Origin of the sequence: Chamaesiphon sp. VAR_48_metabat_403 (assembly GCF_031422475.1) — a bacterium.
In the GTDB taxonomy this organism is placed as follows: Bacteria; Cyanobacteriota; Cyanobacteriia; order Cyanobacteriales; family Chamaesiphonaceae; genus Chamaesiphon.
In genome coordinates, this window is record NZ_JANPLS010000244.1 from 1 (window position 1) to 7,142 (window position 7,142).

General features: G+C 47.2%; 8 protein-coding genes. 1 reads left to right on the forward strand and 7 read right to left on the reverse strand.

Annotated features, from left to right (window positions below; genetic code table 11):
- Nucleotides 1-91: 91 nt before the first annotated feature.
- The 4 genes from RMO79_RS11550 to RMO79_RS11565 form a co-directional block, all read right to left on the reverse strand.
- A complete protein-coding gene (locus RMO79_RS11550) occupies nucleotides 92-958 on the reverse strand; it encodes a phycobilisome linker polypeptide (RefSeq protein WP_310483309.1) in 867 nt (288 codons plus the stop codon).
- Between the two features lie 32 nt (nucleotides 959-990).
- Nucleotides 991-1,797, reverse strand: coding sequence for a phycobilisome linker polypeptide (locus RMO79_RS11555; RefSeq protein ID WP_310483310.1), 807 nt, complete (start codon nucleotides 1,795-1,797; stop codon nucleotides 991-993).
- 117 nt (nucleotides 1,798-1,914) lie between these two features.
- Nucleotides 1,915-2,403, reverse strand: a complete 489-nt coding sequence (gene cpcA, locus RMO79_RS11560; RefSeq protein WP_310483311.1) for a phycocyanin subunit alpha — start codon at nucleotides 2,401-2,403, stop codon at nucleotides 1,915-1,917.
- 62 nt (nucleotides 2,404-2,465) lie between these two features.
- On the reverse strand, nucleotides 2,466-2,984 hold the full coding sequence (locus tag RMO79_RS11565) for a phycocyanin subunit beta (protein WP_310483312.1): 519 nt from the start codon (nucleotides 2,982-2,984) through the stop codon (nucleotides 2,466-2,468).
- Nucleotides 2,985-3,425: 441 nt separating this feature from the next.
- On the opposite strand from RMO79_RS11565, the gene RMO79_RS11570 reads away from it, so the two are divergent.
- Entirely contained in the window at nucleotides 3,426-4,169 is a 744-nt protein-coding gene (locus RMO79_RS11570; protein ID WP_310483313.1) for a phycocyanobilin:ferredoxin oxidoreductase, read from the forward strand.
- On the opposite strand, the gene RMO79_RS11575 is transcribed toward RMO79_RS11570, so the two are convergent.
- The 3 genes from RMO79_RS11575 to RMO79_RS11585 all read right to left on the reverse strand — a co-directional run.
- Nucleotides 4,166-6,139 (reverse strand): response regulator, encoded by a 1,974-nt coding sequence (locus tag RMO79_RS11575; protein ID WP_310483314.1) that lies wholly within the window; start codon nucleotides 6,137-6,139, stop codon nucleotides 4,166-4,168. The two genes, RMO79_RS11570 and RMO79_RS11575, sit on opposite strands and share 4 nt — an antisense overlap.
- Nucleotides 6,140-6,206: 67 nt before the next feature.
- Nucleotides 6,207-6,581 (reverse strand): response regulator, encoded by a 375-nt coding sequence (locus tag RMO79_RS11580; RefSeq protein WP_310483315.1) that lies wholly within the window; start codon nucleotides 6,579-6,581, stop codon nucleotides 6,207-6,209.
- A 22-nt stretch (nucleotides 6,582-6,603) separates the two neighbouring features.
- On the reverse strand, nucleotides 6,604-7,142 hold a 539-nt coding region (locus tag RMO79_RS11585), incomplete at its 5' end, for an ATP-binding protein (protein ID WP_310483316.1).

Here is a 7,142-nt window from a genome sequence, read left to right on the forward strand (position 1 = left end):
TAGCTTGATAAAATCCAAATAGAAAGTAACGGGTAGGATAAAGATCCGATCGACGGTATTTATCGTATAACCGATACTTTTCAACTATCTTCTAAGCGATGGTAATACTCGCTACCTTGCCGCCAATCTTGTTAATGTACTGAAGCGTACTATTAAGTTGTTCGTATAGCACGATAAACTCTTTGTTACTCCGGCGCACGCGGGGGTAACGGGGTAGACTGATACCGGATACTTCAATCCGATAGAGTCGGTTAGAATCGCCTTGGCTCGTACGTCCGAAGACGCGAGCGGGCATTGCGCTCCCAGCCACACCTTGATAAGCAAATCCATCATTGCTACCAGAAGGTGGAATTACGGCGGAGGCGACATTGCTACCGAGTTCGGTAGCTAGACGAGATTTGTTGCCCGCTACTTGGGATGTATCGCTATTGGCATAACCGCGATACAGGCGGAACATCCGCGTAAATCCTTGCGATTTTTGCCCGATTTGATACTCAAAACTGCGATAGTAGGGCACGATCGAGTCGCCAAAATTCTCGTCGTACTCATTAGAATCGATATAGGAGTCGATATCGGCATCATAGCCGCTATTTTGATACCGATCGAGATGCTCGATTACTTCAGACTCTTCATAGGGAGCGCGTCCTAATAAATGTTTGAAGTTTAATTCGATCGTGCGAGTCTGAAAAACTGGATATAAAAATTTGGTTTTATATAACTCGGATTTGGCTAAACCCCGCACGAAGTCACGCACGGTAATTTGACCGTTACAGAGTAATGATTCGAGTCCGATGAGTCGTTCGGTTGCCATGAGGTAGTCGTTACCTAGTACCTGACGGTAGATCGCCCGAATGACGATTTGGGCATCCGCTGGCGACCAATTTGCCCGTAGTTCGAGCGGCTTGCTATCGCTATAGGCACTAGTCCCTAAGCGCGAAGATCCGGTTGTAATTGCCACAGATTTTACTCCTAAATAGGGGATAGAGGGGGTTACGCTCGATCGATACTGACGATGCGACTCCCGCGCTGATTGAGCCGCTGGAGCGTGCTGTTGAGCTGTTCGTAGGTGACTAATACATCGCTAGAACTGCGCCGGATTTGGGTGGTGCGGCTGCGGTTGGCTTGAACCAAGCGGATCCGGTAGAGTTGTTCGCGCGCGCCTTTGGTATTACCCGCCAAACCGCGAGTGCGGACTGCGGTTGCTAAATTGCGACCGAGATCTGCGGTGAGTACGCCAGCGTTGTTATTGCCTTGAGCGCGATCGCTATTGGCATAACCCTGGTACAGTTGAAACATCCGGCTGAAGCCGACGGTAGTTTGTCCCCGTTGGGTGGCAAAACCGCGATAGTAAGGCACGATGGCATCGCCAAAACTAGCTTGATATTCCGCTGAGTCAATGTAAGAGTCGATTTCGGCAGTGTAACCGCGATCGATAAACCGATTTACATGCTCGGTAATTTCCGCTTCGTTGGCGGGAGCGCGACCTAATAAATGTTTAAAGTTCAGCTCGATAAACCGAACTTGAGGAGTTGAGTAAAAAAACTTTTGTTTATATAATTCCGACTGTACTAACGCGCGCACGAAATCTCGTACGGTCAGATCGCCTTGTTGGAGGAGCGATTCCGCACTAGTCAAACGTTCGTTTGCCATAATATGGTCGTTACCGAATAGCTGTCGATAAGCCGCCCAAATTACCGCTCGGACATTATCTGTCGATCGATTGGCACGTAGCTCTACTGGCGAATTACCAGCAAACGGCTCGAAGCCTAATTGTCTAGCAGTCATAGAACTTGTCATAGTTTTAATGCCTTCATTTTCATCTGATTACAACAATCCCAGCACCAGAGGACATCGTTCGTCCCCACTCTATGAGCACGAATGACACCCTCCAGTCCTGGGAATTTCAGGAGCCGATTAGCTCAAGGCGTTAATCGCATAATCGATGTAGGAATTAGCTTCACTAGCAGAGTCGCCAGAAAGACCGTGGTTGGCTTTAATATATTTGAGAGCTTCTACATACCAGCTTGGAGACAATTCAAATGTGGAGTTGATTTCTGCCAAACCACCAACTAGATAGTCATCCATCGGGCCAGTGCTACCTGCAATCAGACAGTAGGAAACCATCCGAATGTAGTAACCGATGTCCCGCACGCATTTAGCTTTACCGCGAGGGGTAGAAGCATAGTTGTGACCCTGCATGGTGGTGGTGTAGGGGAATTTTTGGTAAACGGCGTTAGCGGCACCATCAGCCAAGCTTTGAGCTTTACCAGCCAGAGCTTTAGCGGCATCGAGGCTAGCAGTAGCCTGACGAATGCGACCGAAGGCGACTTGGAGTTCGGTGGAACTCAAGAAACGACCTTGAGAATCGGCGGTAGCTACAGCTTCGGTTAAAGGAGTTTTCATAGTAGACTTAATCTCTTAATAAACGATCGGGCAAAATTAACTTGAAATCAGTCGATGTAGAATTAACTCACAGCGGAAGCTGCCCGATCGAAGTAACCACCTAATTCAGCCATCAGGGAGCTACAGTCGCCTTTGGTGATGCCGTTGGGGTCATTGGCAATTGCGATCGCCGCATCTTTCATTTTGCCGATCCCCGCAGCTACCGAACCACCAGGAACGCCCAAGGCGAGGTAAGTTTCGCGCAAACCATTGAGACAACGATCGTCGAGTACCGATACATCGCCAGTGAAAGCAGCGTAAGTAACGTAACGCAGCACGATTTCCATATCGCGCAAGCAAGCTGCCATCCGACGGTTGGTGTAAGCATTTCCACCAGGAGCGATCAGGTTGGGCTGGTCGTCAAATAATGCGCGAGCTGCGTTGGCAACAATAGCGGAAGAATTGGACGTGATGCGATTGACAATATCAATCCGTTTGGTGCCATCGGCTACCATTGCTTTGAGTGCATTGATTTGACCGTCAGTGGCAAATGTACCTTGGGCATCTGCTTGAGCGACCACTTTAGTGAAAGCATCTAACATCTAAGGAAACTCCCTACATTGCAATATAAGTTAATTTGAAAAAGGTGAATTCCCGATGGATTCAATGTCAGGAATTCAATGTCTTTTGAACCAATTTGATTAAACCAGTTCGCTCGTGCAAATTTTGTGCAGATCTCTGGGGATCGCTTGAAATAGCAGATTACAACATGTCAAATCTCTCTTAAACCGTCTTCACGCAAAGCTCGCAGGTTTCTGAGAATATTTTTCAAAATATGAAGAAATCGTTACATTAGCGATCCCCAATTGCTTGCACGCATTCTGCACGAGCGATCGACGCAGGTAATAAATAAATATTTAGAACTGAGTTAATAAAATTATCTAAGGTAGCAATTTTGGCGATCGATGTGCAATGATTTGAGCATCACGCTAGATTAAATTTCTAGAGATCGGGATCTAACACAACTTGTTAAAATAAAATTTATGTCTAGATCGTTACGCGAGAAACAACATCCCCTCATCCGCACATTAGCCGATCGAATCGAACAAACTTGGCAAGAACATCTCGATCTCTCACCCTATCAAATTCCTCACGATCTGGGTTTTATCGAAGGTAGTCTCGACGGCGAACGCTTGGCGATCGAAAATTGTTGCCATCAAACCCCACAATTTCGGAAGCTGCATCTAGAACTCGCCCAAGTCGGACAAAACCTCGACATTCTCCACTGTGTCATGTTTCCCCATCCCCACTACAATCTGCCGATTTTTGGGGCGGATATCGTCTGTGGGAGAGGTAGCATCAGTGCGGCAATTGTCGATTTGTCGCCTGTAAATCGCGATCGATCGTTGCCGACGAGTTATCAATTGCCACTATTCGGACTCCCCGCAGTCAAATTCGCTCAGGTCCGGGAGTTGCCAGCCTGGGGAGATATTTTCTCGGATTATTGTTTATTTATTCGTCCCAGCGATACCGACGAAGAAACAGCTTTTGGAGACTACGTGCTGTCAATGCTGAAGATTCATTGTCAAATTGCCATCCACACCCAGCCCGCGACCTCCGCACGAGAGCTAGCGACGATCCTCGCCGGACAGGAGTATTATTGCGATCGACAGCAAGAAAACGATAAAACCCGTCGAGTGTTAGAAAAATCTTTCGGTACCGAATGGACAAATCGTTATATGACGACGATGTTATTCGATCGAGCTACAGCAATTGCCAGTTGTTAGGATTGCAAAGATCGCAATCGTGTCAATCGATGGCGGATGCGATGGGCGAGTTCTCCACCCATCACGGGTTTGCAGAGATAATCGTCCGCACCGACATTAAACGCTTCCTGCTGGGCGATCGCCTCCTGAGCAGCCGTCAAAAATAAAATCGGTAAATGTTGCCAGTGGGGGTCGCTCCGCAACACTTGGCATAGCTCGAAGCCGTTAATTTCTGGCATTTTGATATCTAGAATCAGCGCGTCAGGATCGACCGATTGCAATACCGTCCAAAACTGTTGCGGATCGGCGAGGGTGGTAACTTTCATCCCCCAAGGTTGTAATAATTTGGGCATGGCGCGCAACCAATCGAGATCGTCATCGACGACCATCACTTTAAGTTCGACTTCACTCGCAGTCGGAAATCTGGCTGTAGCAGCCGTAAAGATGCGATCGGCAGTCAATCCAGTCGTATTGAGGAATTTGCCCCCATGACGCACTACAGCCAATCTTTGGTGCAATTGCGATCGGGGCGGATCGTTCGATTCATCGCGATCGCTTAATACTAATACCGATCGATCCGAAAACTGTCGATCGATTTTAGCCATCAAATCGAACAGCGGTAAATTGACGTTCGTTAGCTCCTGAGTGTCTGTCAAGCCGATGAAGATGACTGGCGGCGAGGGGAGATCGGTAATAGTAGTCAGATAACCGACTCCAGCCGCGATCGTCGATAACGAGATCGGGCGATAGCCGCGATGTTCGGCAATGGCACTCAGGGATTGGGTTAAGGTGGCATCGATCGCGATGAGTAATAGTAGCGGTAAATCTGGATTTGCTGCTGGCGGTATTTGACTGGGTGCGGTTGTCTCGTTGGCGTAGCCTGTCTTCTGGACAATCGACTTCACTAATTCGTCCACCAGAGTTGGTAGTATTGCTGCGGCTGTCGGGGATAGTAGGATCGATCGATTGAGAATAACCTCCAACCGACGGGCGATTTCCATCGCATCGAGCAGGGTGAGTACGCCGAGAGTGCCCACTAGTTTATGAGCTTGCTGATGGGCTTGTTGTTGTTCGGGATAGGTGCAATTACCAGCCAGCAATCGATCGACTATTGCCCTAATTTCTGTCAAACGTTCGAGACATTGCGGTTTTGTCGTTACCCATGTTTCCTGAATGAAGGCTAGATACTGCTGTTGTTGAGCATCTCGATCCGAGCTTTCTGTTCCATTTAAACTATCGGAGCCAGGTAATATGTCAATTGCGCTTACTAATGATGGCGATCGTTCGGGTTGGCGATCGGTACCATTACCATGAGATTGGGGAGATTTGAGATAATAGCCGCGCCCATGAATAGTGCCGATCGCATCTGGTGGTGCGCCAGCGGATTGCAGCTTGTGGCGGAGTCTGCGTAAATGCGATCTGACTGTCGCTGCTGCGGGAAAATCATCAGAAGACCACAATCGATCGATAATTTCCTCGCTACTAAATACGCGCGCGCTATCTCTCAAAAACAATTCTAATAAATCGTACTCCTTGGTAGTTAAAATCAACGGTTGCCGATTGTAGGTGACTTCACAAGTAATCGGATCGAGCATCAGATCGCCCCAAATTAATAGGGGCAAAGGATTGTTACTGCCCCTGCGGCGCAGGGCGCGCACTCGTGCGATCAGTTCGGCAATCTCAAAAGGTTTGACCATATAGTCATCCGCCCCCGCATCTAAACCCTGTACTTTAGCAGTAGTATTATCTTGAGCGGTTAATAACAAAATTGGGGTTGTATAGCCTGCCCCACGCAACTTTTTACACAGGCTAATGCCATCCAATTTGGGCAACATGATATCTAAGACGATCGAGTCGTAGTCAAAGGTGGAAGCATATATCCATCCCATTTCCCCATCTTTGACCGCATCGACAATATAATGTTGAGAATTCAAGCTCCGAGTTAATAGGGCAATTAAGGGATCGTCATCTTCTATTAACAGAATTTTCATAACTACAATTCCCATTCAGCATTTTGCCAAACAACGCAGTATGCATCTGAATTTGCAAACTTTACTTTCACCAATTAAGTATTTTCGTAATCCGATCGGGTAAATCGAGAGAATTAAAAGGTTTAGTAATTATCCCACTTACCCCCAACTCATTAAACTGGCGGCGTTCGGCAGCTTGAGCTTTGGCAGTGAGGAAGATCGCTGGAATTCCTGCCGTAATTGGATTGGCTTGGAGAGCTTTAAACGTGGCAATTCCATCCATTTCTGGCATCATCACATCTAGCAAAATTGCATCGGGGAGTTCTCTTTGGGCGATCTCGATCCCGATTTTACCATTGCTAGCAGATAATACTTCCCATCCTGCTGCCATATTAATGCCAAATTTGATGACTATTTGGATCGCTTCCTCATCATCGATCGTTAATAACCGTTTGTGATTCATGAATTAGGGAATAGGGAATAGATTATTGATGCAGGTCGCTACTTTTAAATAACTTGCGAGTTGGTACTGTAAACGAAAAGGTACTGCCAACACCCAGAGTACTATCTACCCAAATTTTACCGCCATGTTGCTCGATAATTTTGCGACAAATTGTTAATCCCAAACCAGTACCGCCTTTTTTGCGGGAATCGGAAGAATCCACCTGTTGAAATCGCTCGAAAATACTTTCCAATTTGAGAGCGGGAATACCTTGTCCTTCGTCTGCAACCTGAAATAATACGTCCATTAGTGCCGATGGAGTTTCACCAACGATTTTAGCTTGCGGGCGAGTTTTAGCAGACTTAGATTTAGTCGATTTACGCTCTGGTGGTGGAGGTTCTAGACAGGTTACTGTCAAACAGACGGTGCTACCAGCAGCCGAAAATTTAATCGCATTACTGATTAAATTAGTCAAAGCTTGGAGAATATAATCGGTATCTACCCAGAGTTGGACATCAGCAGATCGATCGACTAGCATGATCCCGTGCTGTTGTGCCATCGGTTGCATGGTTTCGATCGCGC